Annotated in this window: 10 protein-coding genes and 1 pseudogene; 3 read left to right on the top strand and 8 right to left on the bottom strand. The window is 74.5% G+C overall.

Annotated elements, in window-relative coordinates:
* Positions 1-4: 4 nt before the first annotated feature.
* The 3 genes from V5P93_RS15555 to V5P93_RS15545 form a co-directional block, all read right to left on the bottom strand.
* Positions 5-985, bottom strand: a complete 981-nt coding sequence (locus tag V5P93_RS15555; protein ID WP_104476276.1) for an iron-containing redox enzyme family protein — start codon at positions 983-985, stop codon at positions 5-7.
* The gene (locus V5P93_RS15550; RefSeq protein ID WP_104476274.1) at positions 982-2139 is read right to left on the bottom strand and encodes a YbdK family carboxylate-amine ligase; all 1158 of its coding nucleotides are present in this window, start codon (positions 2137-2139) and stop codon (positions 982-984) included. The genes V5P93_RS15555 and V5P93_RS15550 overlap by 4 nt, the downstream gene beginning before the upstream one ends.
* Positions 2140-2243: 104 nt before the next feature.
* Entirely contained in the window at positions 2244-2978 is a 735-nt protein-coding gene (locus tag V5P93_RS15545) for a GON domain-containing protein (protein WP_245930958.1), read from the bottom strand.
* 243 nt (positions 2979-3221) lie between these two features.
* Here V5P93_RS15545 and V5P93_RS15540 point away from each other — a divergent pair, with 243 nt between their 5' ends.
* Positions 3222-3620: a hypothetical protein gene (locus V5P93_RS15540; RefSeq protein WP_146107894.1), complete on the top strand. Its 399-nt coding sequence runs from the start codon at positions 3222-3224 to the stop codon at positions 3618-3620.
* 39 nt (positions 3621-3659) lie between these two features.
* Positions 3660-5510 carry an NACHT domain-containing NTPase gene (locus V5P93_RS15535; RefSeq protein ID WP_104476268.1) on the top strand — a complete coding sequence of 617 codons (1851 nt, stop codon included), beginning with the start codon at positions 3660-3662 and terminating at the stop codon, positions 5508-5510.
* On the opposite strand, the gene V5P93_RS15530 is transcribed toward V5P93_RS15535, so the two are convergent.
* The 5 genes from V5P93_RS15530 to V5P93_RS15510 form a co-directional block, all read right to left on the bottom strand.
* Positions 5495-8695, bottom strand: a complete 3201-nt coding sequence (locus V5P93_RS15530) for a S8 family serine peptidase (protein ID WP_104476266.1) — start codon at positions 8693-8695, stop codon at positions 5495-5497. The two genes, V5P93_RS15535 and V5P93_RS15530, sit on opposite strands and share 16 nt — an antisense overlap.
* A 22-nt stretch (positions 8696-8717) precedes the next feature.
* Positions 8718-12659, bottom strand: coding sequence for a type I polyketide synthase (locus V5P93_RS15525; protein WP_104476264.1), 3942 nt, complete (start codon positions 12657-12659; stop codon positions 8718-8720).
* A 112-nt stretch (positions 12660-12771) separates the two neighbouring features.
* Positions 12772-13404, bottom strand: a complete 633-nt coding sequence (locus tag V5P93_RS15520) for a sulfotransferase family protein (RefSeq protein ID WP_104476262.1) — start codon at positions 13402-13404, stop codon at positions 12772-12774.
* On the bottom strand, positions 13401-14897 hold the full coding sequence (gene cysC / locus V5P93_RS15515; protein WP_104476260.1) for an adenylyl-sulfate kinase: 1497 nt from the start codon (positions 14895-14897) through the stop codon (positions 13401-13403). Before cysC ends, V5P93_RS15520 begins: the two co-directional genes overlap by 4 nt.
* Entirely contained in the window at positions 14894-16327 is a 1434-nt protein-coding gene (locus tag V5P93_RS15510; protein WP_181043273.1) for an arylsulfotransferase family protein, read from the bottom strand. Before V5P93_RS15510 ends, cysC begins: the two co-directional genes overlap by 4 nt.
* A 316-nt stretch (positions 16328-16643) precedes the next feature.
* Between V5P93_RS15510 and V5P93_RS15505 the strand changes: the two are divergent.
* A pseudogene (locus V5P93_RS15505) lies at positions 16644-20933 on the top strand (SDR family NAD(P)-dependent oxidoreductase); the annotation flags it as partial.
* Positions 20934-20940 lie beyond the last annotated feature (7 nt).

Below are 20940 nucleotides of genomic sequence, written 5' to 3'. Positions count from 1 at the left end.
GGCGTCACAACGGCTCGCGCAAAGTCGACTCGCCCGCGCGCCAGTGGGTGAGCAGGTGGTCGGCGAGGTCCTGTTCGAGCAGTTCCGTCGCCTGGATGCCGAAGACGACGTCCGCGGCGAGGTCGGGTTCCTGTTCGAGCAGACCGCCGACCACGTCCTTGCGCATCACCTGCTCGTGCACGGCGTCCGCCTCGATGTGCTCGGTGTAGAACCGGTTGCACGGTGCGGACGCGCCCAGCCGGGTCAGCGCCTGGTCCATCCGGGCCGCGCTCGGGCCGGTGGTGATCTCGGCCGCGGTGAAGTGGCCGACCAGCGCGCCCCGCCACCGCCGGTGCAGCCCGAACAGCGACATCATGTTGACCGTGGCGAGGGCGTGGGCGGGCACGTGCTCCAGGTAGCCCAGGTACGCCGCCGACATCCCGGCGGCGGTGAGCAGGTCGGCGAACAGGCGGGCGTGCACGCGGTCCTCGCGTCCACCACCGAACTCGTCGAACTCCACGGCCACCAGCGCCGCCTTGGGGCGGCCGGACAGGCGCGGGATGACCCACGCGTGCGGGTCGGCCTCCTTGAGGTGGTAGATCGACCGGTGCGCGAAGTACTCCCGCATCTGCCACCACCGCGCCTCGTCGCGCAGGTAGTGGCTGACGCCGTCCCCGGGTACCTCTTCCACCAGCAGGCCCGACAATTCACCGTCCACATCGGAGCCACCGGCCACCCGCGCCCGCAGGGCGTCCAGGAATCCGCGCTCCAGTTCGGCGCGTAGCCGCAGCAGGGACGGGTCCCACTCCCAGGCGGGGTCGACACCCGCGAAGCCCCGGTAGTGCAGTTCGTAGCAGACGTGCAGCGCCAGCTGGGCGTCGTCACCCAGCGGGTCCGCCGCCGGGGACGGCGTTCCCAGGCGCCCGCCGCGCAGCGCGGTGGACACGGCGTCGGAGATCTCGCCGCGCGGGGCGGGCAGGGTGGGGCGGTCGAGCGTGGTGGTCATGGGCCCTCCTGAGTCACCCCACCCGCATACCCGGCGATCGAGGGTTCCAGTCCTCTGCCCACCGACAACGCCATCCGCCGTGGGACGCCCGCCACGCCGACGACCTTGGCCAGGTCGCGCTGGAGCTGGGCACCGGTCCGGGGCTGGCCGCTCAGCAGCGCCCGGACCTCGTCGGTGTCGCCGGTGTCGGCCAGCGCGTCGCGGGTGTGGAGGAGGAGGCCGTGCAGGAGGACCACGGCCGACGCGGGGACGCGGTTGCCCAGGTCGACGGCTTGGCCTCGGGGACCGTACCGGCTGGCCGCCCACACGGCGGCCTGGGCGTCGGACGGTGGGATCGCGGCGGCCTCGCGGCCGCGTTCGAGGTCGGCGAGGGCGGTGCGGACCAGGGCGCGGCTCAGCAGGGCCTGCAGGAGCGCGTCGTCGACGGTGGCGGCGGTGTCGGCGATGCGGAACTCCACGGTCGGCAGGCGGGGCGCGGGGCGCGCGTACCAGAACGACTGGTCCTCGTCGGCCAGTACGCCGTAGTCCACCAGGCGCGCGACCTCGGCCTGCCAGGCCTGGTGGTCGGCGGCGTACGGCGCCAGGCCGGAGCCGGGGAACCGGGACTGCTGCACCACCCGCCAGCTGCCGTACCCGGTGTCGCGGCCGCCGTGCAGCGGGGAGTTCACCGACAGCGCCAGCAGGGTCGGCAACCACCGGTTGACGTGGTTGACGACCGCGACCGCGGTGTCCTTGTCCGGCACGCCGACGTGGACGTGCAGCCCGCAGGCCTCGTAGTCGCGGGTCACCCCCGCGTACGCGCCGTCGATGCGCGCAAAGCGGGGTCCCCCGATCGGGTCAGTCGTCGTGTCCCGTGTGAGTGGCGGCGTGCCCATCGGCACGGCCACCACCCCCGCCCGCCGCGCCACCTCGGCCAGCGCCTGCCGCAGGGCGGCGAGCTGGGACCGCAGCTCCCCCGCCGTGGCGCACACCCCGGTCGCGGTCTCCACCTGGGACGCGCGCAGCTCACGCTGCACGATGGCGCCCGAGGGCAGCGACCGCCCGGCGGCCTCCGCGAGCACCCGCGCGACGGCGGGCACGGTAGCCCCCGTCGCGGGCTCGACCAGCAGGAACTCCTCTTCCACGCCCATGGTCCGGGCGTCGGTGCCGACCATCCGGGTCCCCCTCCACGTCGCGTCGATGAGGTACCCGCATCGTCGGCGGGGGTAAACCGGTGGCCCCGGCGCGCCCCGGGACCACCGGTTCGGGTCGACCGGGCTCAGCTCAGGCCGAGACCCAGGTCGAGACACGGCTGGGGCCGGAAGACGCCGTCCCAGGTGCACTTGAGCTTGAGGCTGTAGTTGGCACCCGTCGGGTTGAACGGGTTGTACGCGCCGGGTCCGGCGATCCAGCCGCAGTAGCCGCCGCCGGACAGGGCCGCCACCTGGCCGTCCGGGCTGACCGTCGCGGTGCCGAACGGCTGGAAGCCGCCGGGCTGGAACCCGCTGTTCAGCGCGAACGCGGTACCGCGCAGGTCGACGTTGCCGATGCCGCTGGTGCCGTTCCCGGCACAGGCCATGCCGACGCCGTAGGGCAGGCTCCGCACGGTCTCGCTGCCGTGGGTGAGCGAGCCGCTGGAGGCGGCGAAGGTCAGGTCGTTGATGTCCACCTCGAGGGTCTTCGGGTTGACCCGCAGCTTGGTGAACGACGAGCGCACGTTGGTGCCGGGCGCGGCGCCGCCCGCGGTGTACTGGGAGAAGTTGGCCGAGGCCCCGGTGTTGGACAGGTTCAGGTATTCGCGCGGGGTGCCCGCCATGTCGTGGCAGTAGACGCCGAGCAGGTACCGGTTCCCGGCGAGGATGTAGTTGCCGTCGGGCGCGCCGGGCAGCACCGCGCGCAGAGCGGCGCAGCTGTCGAGCAGCCCCCGCGCGCCCACGGGCTGGGCCGCGGCGGGGGCGGCGGTCGCGGCGCCCACCGCGACCAGCGTGGTGAAAATCGCCAGGGAATTGCGCAAGAGAGATCTCACTGTCTTCTCGCAATCGGAGTATTCCACAGCGGACAGAAACGACTGGAGATTAACAGCCCATTGCCCGCGCCAGGTCCACACGAATGAGTGGTACTACGGCTCGTTGCCCCTTCGGGCGTGCCGCGCCGCCCCATCGGCAGCACCATGGCGTCGACGGATGATCACCCCCGGCGCGATAGGCCGGGGGCGAGCAGAATCAAAAACCGGAGAGCTATGCGGAAGGCGGACTCCATGCGCACCACGACCCGACTCCTGGCGGTGGCCATCGCCACCACCTTGTCCGCGGTCATGATCACCCCACCCGCGAGCGCCGCGAGAGGAACTTTCACCTTTTACGACAACGACGGCGGAATGGGCATCGTCGACCCCGATGACGATGTCTGCTACCGGCTCGGTTTCACTATCCGCCAACTCGACAACGCGACCAACCGCTACGCTGCCGTTTTCGCCAAGGCCGAATGCGGGGGTGCTTCGGTGAACGTCCTGCGCCCGCGCTCGGCCGCCCCGGCCCCGGGTGACGCGTGGGTCCGCTTCCAACGTTCCCGCTCCGGCGGGGCGGTCGTCGTCGGTTCCAAGGCCCAGTGCAAGACGGGGACCGGCACCCCGAGGACCCCGGGCCGACCGCGGTAGGCCCGTAGCGCCGCCGCCCGGCCCGGCGATCACCCCGGCGTGCACAAGTGGATCAGCGCGGAGTCCCCGGAGCGGAAGCGGACGGCGCGGCGGCAGGCCGTGTCCCGCGTGCTCGCGGCCACCGAGAGCGCGCTGGCGCAGACCTTCGCCACCGTCCCTCCCCTGCTGCTGACCCTGCGCTGCGCACCGGAGTTGGCCGCGCCGGGCAAGCGGCCCCCACCCGCCCGCGACCACACCGACATCGTGGAGGTCTACGAGACGACCGGGCGCGCGTTGCTGCTGCTGGGCAACGGCGGCGGCGGCAAGAGCACGCTCATGACCCGGCTGTGCGTCCACCTGTGCCGGGAACAGGCCGAGCGGGACGACCCGGTGGTGCCGGTGCTGGTCACGCCGGGGGCGTGGCGGGGCGGTTCGTTCGAGCGGTGGCTGGTCGAGGCGATCGTCGACGCCTACCCCGGCGTCCCGCCCCGCAAGGCCGCCCAGTGGGTGGCCGAGCGCGCGGTGGTGCTGCTCGTCGACGGCCTCGACGAGGCGGGCGACGAGCGGGCCGGGTTCCTCCACGAGCTGGACCGGTTCCTCGACGCGGGACCGGTTCCGGTCGTGCTGAGCTGCCGGACCGACGACTTCACCGGCCTGGCGGTCCCGGGCGCGTTCACCTACGCGGTGCGCGTGGTGCGACCCGAACTCGACGCGGCGCGTGACTACTTCCGCATCGTCGGCACACGCGCGGGCGACACCGCCGCCGAGGTGTCCGCGCGGGACACCAAGTGGTGGGACCTGGCGCGGGAGCCCCTGATGCTGGGGGTCATCGCGCACCTCGCCGCCACGGCACCGGACGAGCCGGTACTGGTCTCCGGCTCGGCCAAGCGCAGGCGCGGGCACATCCTCGGCCGCTACGTCGACTCGATGATCTCCCGGCGCGGCGGTCCGCCGAAGGGGTGGACCGCGGCGGACGCGCGGCGGTGGCTGGCCTGGCTGGCGTGGTGGATGCGGTCGCACGACGCGCACGAGTTCTACGTCGACCGGGTGCCGGGGAACTGGCTGCGCGACGTGCTGCCGTACGGCCTCCACCGGCGGCCGGGGCTACGGGTCGTCGTCACTGCGGCGCTCCTCCTCGGGTTGGGCGCCGGGGCGGTGGTCACCGTGCTCGTCGCGCCGATCTTGCCGGAGGTGACGCTGCTCCACCTCGCGCCGGTGCTGGGGATGACGGTGTGGAGCGTCCGGTCGAACTACCTCGGGACCGGGGACACCATCCGGCTGACGTGGCGGGTGCGGTGGCGGTGGGTCACCGCCGTCCTGGCCATGATGACCAGCACCGTGGCGGTCGTGCTGCTGCTCCCCGGGCTCCTCGCGGAGTTGGCCGTCGCGGACAGCGCCCTGCTCTCCGGCGTCGCGCTGACCCTGGGGAACCTGCCCGCGCTCCTCGCGACCACGATCGAGGCGGAAGGCAGGCCGAACCGGGCGGGCGCGCCGCCGGGAGCGCGGTTGCGGCGGTCCGCGCGGGTGGCCTGGATCAGCGCGCTGACGATCGGCCCGGTGATCGCCGTCGGCCGCACGGCGCTGATGGTGCCGACCTGGGGCCTGGCGGCGACCGCTGCCTACGCGCTCACGCTCGCGATCAGCGCCGGGGCGTGCTGCTGGTTCGTCTTCGGCGGTTTCCCCACCTTGCAGTACCGGGCCCTGTTCCGCGCGATGGCGGCCACCGGGCGCGGGCCCCGCGACTACCTCGCGTTCCTCGACTGGGCGCGCTCGCACCTGGTGCTGCGGGTCTCGGGCAGCGCCGTGCGGTTCCCGCACCGGGAGATCCGGAACCACCTGGCGGACAAGTGGGCGCCTCCGGGGCGGCCGCGGGTGGGCCGCCCCGGGGGCGTCGGTCAGCGGAGCTTGTAGGCGTCGATGATCGTCAGCTCCACGGACTGGCCCGAGCGGTCCGCGGACTTGGCGCGCACCGAGACCGTGCCCACCGCGTCCGGGTGCGACAGCACGGCGGTGCTGCCGAAGACGGGCGCCTTCTGCCAGGTCTTGCCGCTGTCGTAGGACACCTCGACCGTGAGCGAGCGCGGGCTCCGGGTGTCCGTGTCGCCCTGCGCCTGGAGGGCGAACCGGACCGGGAACGTCTTGCCCTTGCGCGCGGCGTTGTCCTTGTCCAGCCCCGCGAGCACCCGCAGCGTGGAGATGGGCAGCGGCTGGAGGGTGTCGGTGTGGCCGGAGTGGAACGTCCACGTCGCGGTCACGCGGGTCGAGGTGTCGGCCGTGCCGGGGGCGCGGGTCGAGTCGGCGACCAGCTTGTAGTCCCCTTCCTCGGCGGGCACGGTGAACACCGCGGGCGCCGGGTCGGTCCAGTCGCCGATCTTCGCGTCACCCTTGTACAGCGTGGTGATCCGGCTCGCCGGGGCGGCGTCGCCCGCGTTGCCGCCACCGTCGCCGAACAGCGACATCGACGCGCGGATCGTCTCCTTGGTCCGGCTGAGGAACGCCTGGCCCTTGGGCATCGGCGGGAACACCGGGCCGAACACGCCCTGGTTGTAGACCTCCGTGTAGTCGCGGCCCGCCCGGTAGCGCCGGACCGGGCTCAGCACCGTGCTGTCCGCGGTGGTGCCCTGCCCCAGCTGGACGAGCTGGGTCGTCCACTGCGCGCCGTCGGCCTCGGTCGTGTAGTACTCGTCGCGGACCCGGGGCAGCGCGGCCGTCTCGTAGCCCGCGTTGGAGTCCAGCACGCTGCCCTCGGTCGGGTACGGGAACGCGCCGCGCATGCCCAGCCGACCGGCGGCCGTCGAGCGGAGGTCGGCCCGCACGTGCGCCAGGTCTCGTTTGGACGGGTGCTTGGTGAACCCGGTCGGCAGGGCACCGTGACCGAAGTAGGCCAAGCCGTAGAACTCACCGTTGTCACCCAGCCACTGGGTCTGCACCTTGGTGGTCAGCGCGGTCCCGGGCACGGGCGCGCCCACGCCCGCGGTCGCGGTTCGGGTGATGTCCGTGGCCGCGAGGCCGGTCGCGAAGTCGCCGTAGGTCAGGGCGACGTCGGCGAAGGTGCTGCGCGCCTTGGTCGGCGGGGTGATCTTCAGCGGCTTGGTCCTGCGGTAGTCGATCACGACCTCGGTGTCGCCGGTGACGGTGAACGTCGGCTGGAACAACCAGCTCAGGTTGTCCCCCACCAGCAGCGCGTCGATCGAGTACTCGCCCTTGGGCAGCCGCAGCCGGTTGGACGCCGGGATCTGGTACTGGCGGGCGCCCGCCGCGTGCGTGACGAACCGGGCGTAGCTGTCGACCGCGGGGCCGCCGTCGAGCCCGATCTGGGTCACCTTGACCTCGTAGGTCTGCTCCGAGCGCCCGAAGACGATCGGCGTGCGCACCGCGGCGCCCGTGCCGGTGGCGATGACCATGCCCGCGTAGAGCCCCTGCTGGTTGGCCAGTTTCACGTCGGCCGCGTAGGTCGCTGTCGCCGTGCCGCCCGCGGGGACCACGAGCTTCGCGGGGGATGCGGAGACCGCAGTGGACAGTTTGCCGTCCGGCGCGAGGAGGACGACCTTGAGGTCGAGGGACTGCTCCGCCGTGCCGGTGTTGCGGTAGGTCACGGTCTTGGTGAAGGTCTGCCCGCCCGTGTCCGGCAGCCGCTCGACGCCGAGGTGCGCCGACGCGGGCGAGGTCGACAGGGTCTGGGTGATGGCCGCGGCCGCGTCGACCCGGCCGGTGCCCTCCTGGAAGATGGTCTGCGACTGGCCCGGCTTCGCGCTGGCCATCAGCACGTCCTTGAGCTGCTCGCCGGACCAGTCCGGGTGCTGCTGGGCCAGCAGCGCCGCGGCGCCCGCGACGTGCGCGGCAGCCATCGAGGTGCCGAAGTCGGCCACGTACGGCCCGTCGCCGGGCGAGGCCGAGGAGCGCGCCGCGACGATGGCCAAGCCGGGCGCGGTGATGTCCGGCTTCACGCCGCCGTCGCCGACGCGCGGCCCGCGGCCGGAGAACGAGGTGATCTTGTCCGCGCGGTCCACCGCGCCCACGGTCAGCGCCGCGTCGGCGCTGCCGGGCGAGTCGACCGTGCCCGCGGTGGGGCCCGCGTTGCCCGCGGCCACCACGAACAGCGTGCCGTGCTGGGCCGAGAGCGCGTTGACCGCGTCCTCCAGCGGGTCGGACTCGGGCAGGTCGTCGCGGCCGAGGCTGAGGTTGACCACCTTCGCGCCCTGCTCGGCGGCCCACTGCATGCCCGCGATGATCCACGAGTCGCGGGCCGCCCCGGAGTCGTCGAAGATCTTGCCGTCGAGCAGCCGGGCGCCGGAGGCGATGCCCCGGTACTTGGCGTTGTTGCCGCCGATGATCGACGCCAGGTGGGTGCCGTGGCCGAGCCGGTCGACGCCGTCGGGCGCGTCGGAGAACACCTTGGCCGCGTCGACCCGGCCCGCGAGGTCGGGGTGGGTCTGGTCGATGCCGCTGTCGAGTACGGCCACCTTGACGCCGTCGCCGGTGTACCCGGCCTGCCAGGCGGTCGGGGCGCCGATCTGCGCGGCGCTCTTGTCCAGCATCGGTTTGCGCACGCCGTCGAGCCAGACCTTGCGCACACCGGGGTCGCGCACGGACTGCCACGCCGAGCCGTCGCGGTTCGCCGCGACGGCGGCACCGTTGACGGCGGCCAGGGTCGCGGTGGGGCGCGCGCCCGCGAGCGCGACCGGGGCGAGTCCGGGCTGGTAGGTGACGATCAGCGGCAGGGTGGCGGTGTGCGCGTCGTCGTAGTTGTCGGCGAGCAGGGTGTCGATGTCGAACAGCCGCTCGTCGAGCCTGCCGTCGGCGATCGGGCGCAGCGCGTCGACCGGGATGACGAAGTGGTGGCCGTCGCGCTCGGAGACGGAGAACTGGGTCCGCTCGCGGTTCGGGCCGGGGCGTATGGACCGGTTGCCCATGGCGTCGACGTCCACGCGGTCGCCGGTGATCAGCGTGACCGTGCGCGACCCGCCCGGGCCGCCGGTGACCACCGGGGTGTCCGCCGCCTGCGCGGAGACGAATTGGGCGCTGCTGAGCACGGTGCCCAGCACGGCGATCGCGGCGGTGAGCCGCGACAGCGAGCGCCTCCTGGATGTACCCATGGTTCCTCCGAACCGGTTTCGGCTATGCGAGTTCCACGCGGAGGCACTCGGCCACCGCGGCGGGTGTGGGGTGGTCGAAGACCAGCGTGGGCGGCAGCGCGACCCCCGTGGCCAGGCTGAGCCGGTTGCGCAGCTCCACGGCGGTGAGCGAGTCGAAGCCCAGGTCGCGCAACCGGGCGCCCGCGTGCACGGCGTCGAGTCCCGCGCGGCCCAGCACGGCGGCCACGTGCTCGCGCACCAGGTCCAGCAGGTTCTCGGTGGCCACGCGGGCGGTGGGCTCGGTGGCGGCGGCGAGGTGCCGCAGCGGTGCCGGGACCGCGGGCCACAGGCGCACCGCGGCGGGGTCCAGCTCGATCGCGGCCAGCACCGGACCGGGGGTGCGCAGCGCGGCGGCGACCAGCGCTCGTTTGTCCTCTGTGGAGAGAACGGTGATGCCGAGGTGGCCTTCCTCGTCCGGCCCCCACGCCAGGGACAGCGCGGGCAGGCCCCGCGCGGCGCGACGGCGCGCGACGGCATCGAGCGCGGCGGCGGGCACGGCGCCCTTGCCGCCCAGCAGGCCGGTGATCGACCCGGACAGCACGAGCGGGGCGGACCCGGCGAGGTCGTCCACGACGAGCGCCTCGTCGTAGCGGCCACCCGCGTAGACCACGGCCGCGACCGGCCCGGCCAGCGCCTCGGCGAGGTCGAGGTCGGCGAACCGGACCGGGGCGGCGAGCCCGGGCAGCGGGTCACCGAGGACGAGCACGTCCCGGGCGCCCAGGTCGGTCATGGCGGCGGCGAACGCCGTGCGGTCCGGGTCCGAGCCACCGACGACGACCACGGTGCCGGACGACAGGTCCGGCGGCGGGCACTGACCGGTGGCGGCGACCAGGCGCGGTTCGTAGACCCCGTCGGCGCGGACCTCCACCTGGTCGCCGGTGCCCGCGACGGCGGCCACCGTGCCCGCGGGCTCGTCGACGGGGAGGTGGAGGAGGCCGATCCGACCGGGGTGCGCGATCTGCGCGGACCGCGCGTACCCCCACACGGCGGCGCACGCCGGGTCGTCGAGCGACGCACCCCGGGTGAGCACCACCGGACGGGCGGCCGACCACGCCGGGTCGGTGCGCCACCGGGTCAGCAGCTCGGACACCGCGCGCAGCGCGGCGACGGGTTCGGTGGCCGTGACCGGCAGCACCAGCGCCCCGGCCGGCTCGTCCCCCTCGGCCAGGTGCTCCAGCCACACCACCGGTCCCCCGGCGGGCACCGCGGCGACTCTCGTCCACTGTGGACTCATCAGCGCGCCGAGCGTGTGCCGCTCGGCGGGGATCCAGTAGCGGGACCGCTGGAACGGGTAGCCGGGCAGCCGGGCGGGCGCGTCGGGCAGGCCGGACAGCAGCGCGCGCCAGTCCAGGCCGATGCCGTGCACGTGCGCCAGCGCCAGGTTCGCCAGCAGCTTGGCGGGCGTGCCGTCATCGCGGTGCAGGCTCGGGATCACGGCGTGCACGCCGTACCCGTGCAGGTTCTGGTGCAGCGCCGGGGTGAGGATCGGGTGCGGGGTGCACTCGACGAACGCGGTGTGCCCGCGCGCGACCAGCGCCGCCACCGCGCGGTCGACCCGGACCGGGGCGCGCAGGTTGCGGTACCAGTACTCCCCGTCGAGGTGGTCGACCTCGGCGCCGGTGACCGTGGAGACGATGGGGACGCGCGGCGGCAGCGGGGTGATGTCGCGCAGGGCGTCGAGCAGGTCGGCCTCGACGACGGCCACGTGCGGGCAGTGCGAGGCGTAGCCGATCGGGGTCCGGCCCGCGCGCACGCCGTGCAGCTCGCAGTGCGCCAGCAGCGGCTCGAACACCTCCGGCGCGCCGGACACCACGACCGACGACGGCGAGTTCACCGCCGCCAGCCAGATCCCGGTGATCGGGCAGCCGTCCGGCTCGCACACCGAGCCGTTGGCGCCCGCGATGGTGTGCGCCGCCGCGTGCACCCAGTCCCACGGCGCGTGCACCCAGGCCATCGCGCCGCCGTCGAGCCCGGCGACCAGGCTCGACCGGGCCACCACGACCCGGGCGGCGTCGGCCAGGGTCAGCGCGCCCGCGAAGCAGGCGGCGGCGACCTCCCCCTGCGACTGCCCGGCGACGGCCTCCACGCGCAGCCCCGCCGCCTCCCAGACCGCGGCCAGCGACAGCATCACGGAGAACAGGGCCGGTTGCAGCACGTCCACCCGGCGCAGCGCGTCCGGGTCGGTCAGCACCGCGCGCACGTCCCAGTCGACGAGTCGGCCGAACTCGGCGGCGCACTCGGCCATCCGCTCGGCGAACGCCGCGCACGAGCCGAGCAGGTCAACGCCCATGCCGACCCATTCCGAGCCCTGGCCGCCGAAGACCAGCACCGCGCCGGTGTCCGCCCGGCCGACGTCCCCGGGCCCCACGACGACCCCCACTCCCCCGGTCCCCACCTCGGCCAACCCGGCGTCGGCGGACGCGGTCGAGTCGGCGAGGACGACCGCGCGGTGTCCCAGCACCGGACCGCGGGCCAGCGCGACGCCGACCCCACCGATGCCGTTGCCGGGTAAGGACTCCCGCACCAACTCGGCCCGCGCGCGCAGTGCGGCGGCCGACGCGCCGGAGAGCAGCAGCGGCACGGTCGACCCCACCAGTCCGAGACCGGCCGCGGGGTCGGGTGCCAGGGCAGGCGCGGGCTGCTCGGGGGCCTGTTCGAGGATGACGTGCGCGTTGGTGCCGCTGATGCCGAACGCGGACACCCCGGCCCGGCGGGGACGACCGGTGTCCGGCCACGGCACGGCCGTCTGGAGCAGCGACACGGGACCCCAGTCCACGTCGACCGGGTGCTCGGCGTGCAGGGTGCGCGGCAGCACGCCGTGGCGCAGGGCGCCGATGACCTTGACCAGCCCCGCGGCCCCGGCGGCGGCCTGGGCGTGGCCGACGTTGGACTTCACCGAGCCCAGCCACAGCGGCGCGGTCCGGCCGCGCCCGTAGGCCGCGGCCAGCGCCCGCGCCTCCACCGGGTCGCCCAGCGCGGTCCCGGTGCCGTGCGCCTCCACCGCGTCCACATCGGACGGTCGCAGACCCGCGTCGGCGAGCGCGGCGGCGATCACCCTGGTCTGCGCGTCGACGTCCGGCGCGGTGAGCCAGCCCGCGGCGCCGTCGGAGTTGACCGCGGAACCGCGCACCAGGGCCAGCACCCGGTGGCCGTGGCGGCGGGCCCGGGAGAGGCGTTCGAGCACGAACACCCCCGCGCCTTCCGATGGCCCGAACCCGTCGGCGCCGTCGGCGAACGCGCGGCAGCGGCCATCGGCCGACAGCGCGCCCAAGCGGGCGAACTCGGTGAAGGTCAGGGGCGTGGACATCACCGTCACCCCGCCCGCCAGAGCCAGTTCCGACTCGCCCCGGCGCAGGGACTGCGCCGCGAGGTGGACGGCGACCAGCGCCGACGAGCACGCGGTGTCGACGGTCATGGTCGGCCCGGTGAACCCGAAGGTGTGCGCGACCCGCCCGGACAGCACGCTGGTGGCGCTTCCCAGGCCCAGGTGCGCGGCGGCCTCGGGCGGCACCGAGCGCAGCCGGGACTGGTGGTCGTGGTGGGCCACGCCCATGAACACCCCGACCGGGTCCGCGCCCGCCGGGTCGACGCCCGCGTCCTCCAGCGCCGACCAGCACACCTCCAGCAGCACCCGCTGCTGCGGGTCCATGCCCAGCGCCGCGCGGGGGCTCACGCCGAACAGGTCGGCGTCGAAGTCCAGCGCGTGGTCGAGGAACCCGCCGCCGGACAGGCCGCGCGTGTCCCAGCCGCGGTCGGTGGGCGGGCCGGAGACCGCGTCGCGGCCCCCGGCGACCACCGACCACAGGTCTTCCGCCGACTCGACGCCGCCCGCGAAGCGGCAGCCGACGCCGACGACGGCGATCGGTTCGGTCAACTCGGCTACCCGGGCGCGCAGCAGCCGCACCTCGGCAAGGAGCTCGTCCATCGGTTGTGCCTGCTTCCAGCGTCGAGCGGTGCAGCGGCCGGGGGTTGCGCGTCGACGGTCGAGCGACTCACCTCAGTCGTGCTGTCGGTGGGTTCCGGTGGGTGGGTCCGGGTCAGACCGCCATCAGGCGCTCGACCATGGCCTGGAACGACGCGGTGTCGTTGAGGTGCGGGAACGGCTCCGCAGGCACCGGCACCTCGAGGAACTCGCACAGCGGTTCCCAGCCTTGGCCGACCTGGTAGGTGAGCAGCCGGTCGGCGGGTACACCCGCGCGCACCGCGGCGTTGTGCGCCTCGAACTCGGCGACCAGGTGCGCGCGCTCGTCGATGCGACCGTCGAAGCTGTGCGCGGCGATCGCCGCGACCAGTTGCCCGTAGGACTCGTAGCCGGGGACCCGGCCCGCGCCGGGGCCGGTCATCCGCCACACCGGGAGCAGCGTGCGGGCCATGGACTCGTACCAGCCCTCGGGGTCGCGCACGGTCAGCACGACCTTGGCGTCCGGGTACCGGTCGGCCAACTGGGCCCAGAACGAGCAGCCCGGCCAGTCCATGGTGGACCCGAAGCCGTCGAACAGCGCGGCGAAGTCGACCGGTTCGCCCTCGAACCCGCCCAGCCACCGCCGCGCGTGGTCGGGGCGCTCCAGCACCTCGAACATGTGGTAGCAGGGACCGAAGCCGAGCCGCTCCAGCGCGGCCTTCACCGAGGCCGTCCCGGTGCGGCCCAGCCCTGCGCCGATGACCTTCATGCGTCCTCCTTGTGTGCTGCCGCGGCCGGTGCGGCGGCGGTGGCCTGGGATACCTCGCGGATCGCCGCCAGGACGCCGTCGGCGTCCTCCGGCCTGCACACCACGAGGTCCGGCAGCCACGCGTCCGGGCGGCCGTAGACCAGCGGCGAACCGTCGAGCCTGCTGGCGTGCAGCCCGGCGGCGAGCGCGACGGCGACCGGGGCGGCCGAGTCCCACTCGTACTGGCCGCCGCCGTGCACGTACAGGTCGGTCTCGCCGAGCAGCACCGAGGCGATCTTCACCCCGGCCGAGCCCATCGGCACCAGGTCCGCGTCCAGCGCCTCGGCCAGCGACTCGGCCAGCGCGGGCGGCCGGGTGCGGCTCACCGCGATCCGGAACCGGCCCGGCGCCCGGGGCGCGGCGACGGCGTCGGCGGTGGTGAGCAGGAGGCCGCGGGCGGGCAGCGACACCGCGCCCGCGGCCAGTGACCCGCCCGACCACAACGCCACGTGCACCGCCCAGTCGCCCCGGTCCGCCTCGCCGAACTCGCGGGTGCCGTCGAGCGGATCGATGATCCAGAGCCGGTCGCCGCGCCCGTCGCCCGCGGACTCCTCGGAGCGCAGCCCGTCGCCGGGCCGGTGCTCGGCGATGCGCGCGGCCAGGTAGGCGTGCGAGGTCTGGTCGCCCGCGTCGCGCAGCGCGTCCGGCTCGCCGAACCCGCGCTCGGCGCGCAGGTCCAGCAGCCGCTTGCCCGCCGCCGCGGCGAGGTCGCCCGCGAGCAGGTGGTCGCGGGCCTCGGCCGGGTCGGCGCGCAGCAGCGTGGCGATCCGCGCGGCGGCGGTGCGCGGGTCGCAGGTGTCGGTGTCGACGACCAGGTCCGGGCGGGTCGGCGGCTCGTACGGGTCACTGATGCCGGTGAACCCGGTGATCTCCCCGGCCAGCGCCTTGCGGTAGAGACCCTTGGTGTCGCGGCGGACCAGCTCCTCCAGCGGCGCCCGCACGTGGATCTCCACAAAGGACACGAGCGCGGACTCCAGCGCGTCGCGCACGGCGTCGCGGGCCTCGCGGTAGGGCGAGATGAGCGCCACGACGACGGTCACCCCGTGCCGGGAGAGCAGCGCGGCGAGGTAGCCGACGCGCTGCACCTGGATGTCGCGGTCGCGCTTGGTGAAGCCGAGTTCGCCCGCGAGCGCGGCCCGCACCTCGTCGCCGTCGAGCACCTCGACCGGCGTGCCCGCGCGGCCGAGCTCGACCGCCAGCAGCCGCGCGATGGTCGACTTGCCCGCCCCGGAGAGCCCGGTCAGCCACACGACCGTGCCGCGCCTGGTCTCCCGCTCACCCGCCGGTTCGCCCATGCCCCGTCCGCTCCCGTCCGCGACCCGACCGCCACCACCGCGGCCGTTCACGCTGTACCCGTCGTGCCCGTTCACGCTGTACCCGTCGTGCCCGTTCACACCAGAGCCGATCGCGCCCGGACCGTTCACCGCGCGGCCGTTCGCCCCGTGGCCGCTCATGTCGCGGGCACCGGGACGACGGCGGAGGTCTTGAGCACCTTGCCGTCCGCGGACAGCGCGCGGACCGCGGCGAACGCGGCGCCGGGCGCGGTGATCACGGTCTCGAAGCCGCCGCGCGGCACCTCGGTGGCCACCGTGAGGTGGTTGCGGTCGGGGCCCGTGAGCAGCTGCCAGCGGCGCAGCTCGGTGGCGCCGTTCCAGCTGGCGTAGGCGGTCACGCCGCCGTCCGCGGAGCGCCGGGCGGCGATGGCGGGCGGCTCGGCGGGGGTGGCGTGCCAGTCGACCCGGTTGGCCACGTAGGTGTCGACGCTGGCGCCGGTGAAGCGCGCGTCGTAGATCATCTTGTCGTTCTGGTCGAACTCGGTGAACCGGCCGGTCTGGCCCCAGCTGACGAAGATGTGCCCGTCGGGCATGAGCTGGTTGCTGCCCTGCGCGCCGGTCGAGATCCCCTCGGGGTGGCTGGCCGACCGCGTGACGGTGGCGGTGTGCGCGGTCTTGTCCAGGTGCAGGATGAGCGCCCGGGACGCGGGTCGGGTGGGCGGCACCGGCGGGAACGCGGCGGCGGCCTCGTTGTCGAACATGCTGATGTCCCCGTTGGGGAGCGCGCGCACGTTGTGCTGCCAGGCGAAGACGGCGTCGGCGGGCATCGCGTAGTCGGAGTACTTGCCGCCCAGGCGGGACAGGATCTTTCCGGTGCCGCGCTCGAGGGTGTACACGGTGTGCGTGTTGCGGCCGCTGATCACGATGTTGCCCGCGGCGTCGAGGTCGGCGGCGTTGATGTGCAGGTAGTCCCACGCCGTGACCTCGTTGGACCGCAGGTAGGACTCCCCGACCGGGATGTGCTCCAGGCTGTTCCAGGTCATCAGCACCTTGCCGGTAGCGATGTCGATCTCGCGGACGACGTTCTCCACGATCGGCCGCACGTTCACCTGGCCGGGCACCGGGGTCGTGGTCCGGTAGGTCACCACGATGATGGTGTTCTGCGGCGTGATCTTGATGGCGTGCAGGTCGACGCTGCGGTCCGTGCCCACCTCGGCGATCTTGCGGTAGTTCTGGTCGGCGATGGTCACGCTGCCCATGCCCCAGCCGAGCTCGATGAACGCGCCCTCCCACCAGGTCATGACCGGCTTGCCGCGGTAGGTCTGGGCCTGCGCGTTCATCACCAGCCGCAGCTTGTCCCCGCGCGAGGCGAACCACACCGGGCTGCCGGTGTCGTCGACCAGCAGCGGGCCCAGTTGCTCGTTGGTGGTCGCCTTGGGCGTCAGCAGGATCAGGCCGGGCGAGGTCGGCGCGGAGGCCGTGGTCACCTGGATCGCGGGCGGCACCAGGTCCGGGCGGGAGAGGAAGCGCTGCACCGCGACGGTGTCCGCGGCGGTGTGCAGCACCGGCACGGTCGCGACCGGCGTGGCCGACGCGACGGGAGCGGGCAAATCGGATATAACGACGACAATAGCGCTGACAATCGCGCCGATAAAACCCGAACGCAGGCGGTGACGGGCGAATTTCGTCGACTGAGTCATTCCGACATCCATATGGCCGAGGGGAATTCCGCCATGTGAGCCGTCCTGGCGGAAGTTGGGCCAGCATGACACAGTGCGCACACGGGGCCAAGGTCCCAAACATTACCGGAATTATTACCAACACATGTTATGACTGTTTCTTATAACCCTGCCAACGGACGCGGGGTAGCGATTAACACCGACCGCGTCTTATGTTCGGCGCGTGGACTCCGAAACCCCGTTGACCGAGCCGATCGCGGTTATCGGCCTCGGCTGCCGCTACCCGGGCGGCGTCACCTCCGCCACCGACCTGTGGGAGCTGGTGGTCTCCGGCGGCGACGGCATCGGCCCCTTCCCCACCGACCGGGGCTGGGACCTCGACGCGCTCTACGACCGGCGCCCCCGGCGCGCGGGCCGCACCTACACGCGGGAGGCCGGTTTCCTGCACGACCTGCCGCTGTTCGACGCCGACCGGTACGGCATCAGCCCGCGCGACGCGCTGGCCATGGACCCCCAGCAGCGGTTGCTGCTCGACGTCGGCCACGCGGCGCTGCGGCACGCGGGGATCGAGCCGGAGTCGTTGCGCGGCACCGACACCGGCGTGTTCGCGGGCGTCGCGTACCTGGACTACGGGATGCCGCTGCACCACAGCCCGGCCCTCGTGGCGGGCAAGCGGATCACCGGCAGCGTGAGCAGCGTGCTGTCCGGCAGGCTCGCCTACACCCTCGACGTGACCGGTCCCGCGTTGACCGTCGACACCGCGTGCTCGTCGTCGCTGGTCGCCATCCACCTGGCCGCGGCGTCACTGCGCCTGGGCGAGAGCACGCTGGCGCTGGCCGGTGGTGTCGCCGCGATGTGCACGCCGGGCGCGCTGGTCGACTTCGCGCAGTTGCGGGGGTTGGCGCCCGACGGCCGCTGCAAGACGTTCAGCGACCGCGCCGACGGCACCGTGTGGGCGGAGGGCGCGGGGGTCGTCGTGCTGGAGCGGCTCTCCGACGCCCGCAGGCACGGGCACCGCGTGCTGGCCGTGCTGCGCGGGAGCGCGACGAACTCCGACGGCGCCACCGAGGGCCTGCGGACGCCGAGCGGCCGCGCGCAGGAGCGGGTGATCGCCCGGGCGCTGGCCGACGCGCGGCTGCGCCCCGACGACGTGGACCTGGTCGAGGCGCACGGCACCGGCACACCGGTGGGCGACCGGATCGAGGGGCAGGCGCTGGTCGCCGCCTACGGACCGGGCCGGACCGCGCCGCTGTGGGTGGGGGCGGTGAAGTCCAACATCGGCCACTCCGCCGGGGCGGCGGGAGTGGCCGGTGTCATCAAGGTCGTGGCCGCGATGGCGCACGGCGTGCTGCCGCGCAGCCTGCACGTCGAAGACGGCACGGGCGCGTCCGGCAGCGGCCTCAACGACGGCGTCGACTGGGCCGCCGGGAACATCAAGGTGCTGTGCGACAACGAGCCGTGGCCCGACCGCGGCCGTCCCCGGCGGGCCGGGGTCTCCGGGTTCGGGATCAGCGGCACCAACGCGCACCTCGTCCTCGAGCAGGGCGACGCGCCGTGGCCCGCCGAGCCGCCCGCCCCGGACGGCCCGCGCGCGCGGTATTGGTTGTTCGACCACCTACCACTGGAGTCCGGGGCCCCCGCCGCCCGGCACCCGGTGCTGGACAACGGGTCCGAGGACGCGAGCGGCGACGCGGTGTTCACGGGCACGTTCGAGGCCCACCCGTGGCTGGCCGAGCACGAGGTCGGCGGTGTGGCGCTGCTGCCCGCCTCCGCGCTGCTGGACTGCGCGCTGCACGTGGGTCGCCGCACCCGGCACCCGGTGGTGGCGGAACTGGTGCTGCACGCGCCGGTCCCGGTGGTCGGCGGCGAGATCCGGCTGACGGCCCGGCCGTCGGGCGACGGCACCCGGCCGTTGCGGGTCGAGGCGCGGGTGCCCGCGCCGGGCGCGGACCCGGAGAGTGCGCAGTGGACGACCGTGGCGACCGGGTTGCTGCGCGCCGACGGCGCGCCGGTGCCCGCGCTGCCGTGGACCGCCGCCTGGCCGCCGCCGGGCCGCCCGATCGACCTCGACCGCCTCTACCGCGACCTCGACGCGCGTGACTATTACTACGGGCCGTCGCTGCGCGCGCTGCGCCGCGCCTGGCACGGCGACGACGGCCACCTCTACGCGGAGTCGATCGTCGGCGCCGACCGGGTCATGGGGTTCGACGTGCACCCCGCGCTCCTCGACGCCGCCTTCCAGGTGCTCGGCGACACCGACCTCGACGGGGTACCGCACGCCTTCACCGGTGTGCGGTCCCGGCACGCGGGCGCGCGGTCGCTGCGCCTGCGGATCACCGTGGCGGACGGCGAGGTGGCGATCGCCGCCGCCGACCCGGACGGGCACCCCGTGGTCGTCGTCGAGTCGTTGAGCCCGCACCCGCCGCGCGTCGGGCTGTTCACCGGCGAGTGGTCGCCCGGCGCGCCCTTGGCCGACCCCGGCGCGGTCGCGCTGCTCGGCGACTCGGCGTGGGTGGGTGGCGGCGCGCGGTACCCGGACCTGCCCGCGCTGGCGGCCGCGGTGGCGGCGGGCGCGCCGGTCCCGGACCTCGTCCTGGTGGAGCGGCGCGGGGCGGCGGTGGCGGAAGCCGTGTCGTGGGCGGTGGAGACCGTGCGCGCGTGGCTCGACCAGCCGTGGGCGCGGGGCGTCCTCGCGGTCGTGACCCGCGGCGCGGCGGGGGCGGAGGTGCCGACCGACCTGCCGGGTACCGCCGTGTGGGGTCTGCTGCGCGCCGCCCGCGCCGAGCACCCGGGGCGCTTCGCCGTGGTCGACCGCCGCGAACCGCTGGAGGTGGCCGCGCTGGCCGCCGCCGCGGTCGGCGAGGCGGTGTCGGTCGAGTCGACCGTGCTGGTGCCGCGCACCGTCCCGCACCGGCCCCGCGGCATCAGCCTGCCGCGCGGCCCGTGGCGGCTGGTGCCGGGGCCGTCCGGCGGCGTGGACGACGTCGTACCCGAGCCCGCCGACGCGGTCGAGCTCGGCCGGGGTCAGGTGGAGGTCGAGGTCCGCGCGGCCGGGGTCAGCCTCCGCGACCTGGCGCTGGTGCTGGGCGACGACCCCGGACCGGGGCGGTTGGGCAGCGAGGCGGCGGGCGTGGTGACCCGCGTCGGCCCGGGGGTGACCGGGTTCGCGCCGGGCGAGCGGGTGTTCGGGCTGGTACCCGGGTCCTTCGCGACGCGGGCGGTGACGGATCGGCGGCTGCTGGCCCGGATCCCGGCGGGCTGGTCATCGGCGACGGCGGCCGCGCTTCCCCTGGCGTGGTTGGCCGCCTGGCACGGCCCGCTCGACACCGCGGGGCCGGACCGGATCGGCGAGCTGCTCGCGGACCTGGTCGACCTGGCCGAGCGCGACCCGCTCGACCCGCACCCGCCGCAGGCGTGGGACATCCGCGAACTCGCCGAACCGCTGGGCCGCCTGCGCGCGGGCACGCACACCGGCAAGCTCGTGGTGACCGTGCCGTCGCGGCGGCTCGGCGCGGGCACCGTGCTGATCACCGGCGGCACGGGCGCGGTCGGCCGGGAACTGGCCCGGCACCTGGTCCGCGCGCACGGCGTGCGGCACCTGCTACTGGTGAGCCGCACCGCGGACCGGGACGACCCGCTGGCCGACGAGCTGGCCGCCGAGGGCGCGGAGAGCGTGGTCGTGCGGCCGTGCGACGTCACCGACCGCGAGGCGCTGGCGGACGTGCTGGACCGGGTACCGCCGGGCCGTCCCCTGGTGGGGGTGGTGCACGCGGCGACCGACCGCGTGGACGGCGCGCTCGACACCCTCACGCCGCTCGAGGTCGAGCGCGCGTTGCGCCCCCAGGTGGCGGGCGCGTGGCACCTGCACGAGCTGACCGCGGGCGCCGACCTGGACCTGTTCGTCCTGCTGTCCGCGGCCGACGGGGTGCTCGGCGCGGCGGGCACCCACCTCGAGGCGCTGGCCAGGCACCGGCGCGCCCGCGGGCTGGCCGCGCTGTCGCTCACGGGCGGCGACTCGGTGTCCACAAAGGATTTCCTGACGTTGTTCGACCGGGCGCTGCGCGTTCCGGATCCCGTGCTGCGCCCGGCGCGATACGCGCCGGGAAACGAGATGAAAATCTCAGCGGCCGAAGATTCCCACCGTCGTACTGCTTTCCCGGATTACCCATCGACGGCGGCCGAGAACACCACACCGGACGTGCTCGCGCTCGTGCGCCGGGAAGTGGCGACCGTTCTCGGGCACCGCGATCCCACCGCGGTCGAGGTGGCGCGACCGTTCCGCGCGCTCGGTTTCGATTCGCTGTCCGCGGTCGAACTGCGCAACCGGCTCAGCGCCGCGACCGGCCAGAACCTGCCGCCCACCCTGGTGTTCGACCACCCCAGCCCGGTCGCGCTGGCCCGGCACCTGGCGACCGGCCGGACCCCTTCCCCCGCACCGCCCCCACCCCGGGAAGCACCGCGCGCGCGGATCGCCACCAAGCGGGTGGCGCTCCCGGATGTCGATCTTATAAGTGGATGGGATTACCCCGGTCAGTGATTCACAA

The sequence above is a fragment of the Actinokineospora auranticolor genome (assembly GCF_041897805.1).
GTDB classification, from domain to species: Bacteria; Actinomycetota; Actinomycetes; order Mycobacteriales; family Pseudonocardiaceae; genus Actinokineospora; species Actinokineospora auranticolor.
This window is presented reverse-complemented; position numbering and strand designations above follow the sequence as displayed.

Coding starts and splice junctions, on each gene's coding strand:
- V5P93_RS15555 (WP_104476276.1), bottom strand. CDS start 985: ATGACCACCACGCTCGACCGCCCCACCCTGCCCGCCCCGCGCGGCGAG.
- V5P93_RS15550 (WP_104476274.1), bottom strand. CDS start 2,139: ATGGTCGGCACCGACGCCCGGACCATGGGCGTGGAAGAGGAGTTCCTG.
- V5P93_RS15540 (WP_146107894.1), top strand. CDS start 3,222: ATGCGCACCACGACCCGACTCCTGGCGGTGGCCATCGCCACCACCTTG.
- V5P93_RS15530 (WP_104476266.1), bottom strand. CDS start 8,695: ATGGGTACATCCAGGAGGCGCTCGCTGTCGCGGCTCACCGCCGCGATC.
- V5P93_RS15525 (WP_104476264.1), bottom strand. CDS start 12,659: ATGGACGAGCTCCTTGCCGAGGTGCGGCTGCTGCGCGCCCGGGTAGCC.
- V5P93_RS15520 (WP_104476262.1), bottom strand. CDS start 13,404: ATGAAGGTCATCGGCGCAGGGCTGGGCCGCACCGGGACGGCCTCGGTG.
- cysC (WP_104476260.1), bottom strand. CDS start 14,897: ATGAGCGGCCACGGGGCGAACGGCCGCGCGGTGAACGGTCCGGGCGCG.